This window comes from Gemmiger formicilis (genome assembly GCF_016901605.1).
GTDB lineage: Bacteria > Bacillota > Clostridia > Oscillospirales > Ruminococcaceae > Gemmiger > Gemmiger formicilis_B.
Window position 1 is genome coordinate 1 of record NZ_JACJKP010000667.1, and the last position, 246, is coordinate 246.

The following is a 246-nucleotide window of genomic DNA, read 5'->3' on the forward strand; positions in this document are numbered from 1 at the left end:
GCGCAAGGAGAATGCCTTGGCACTGGGAGCCGATGAAAGACGTGGTAAGCTGCGATAAGCCTTGGGGAGGAGCAAACATCCTTTGATCCAGGGATTTCTGAATGAGGAAACTCAGCGGAGTTCATGCTCCGTTATCATGCACTGAATCCATAGGTGCATGAGGGGAACCGCCTGAACTGAAACATCTAAGTAGGGCGAGGAAGAGACATCAACCGAGATTCCGTTAGTAGTGGCGAGCGAACGCGG

General features: G+C 52.4%; 1 rRNA gene. It reads left to right on the plus strand.

From position 1 onward, the window contains the following. A 23S ribosomal RNA gene (locus tag H6B10_RS16390) occupies positions 1-246 on the plus strand; the annotation flags it as partial.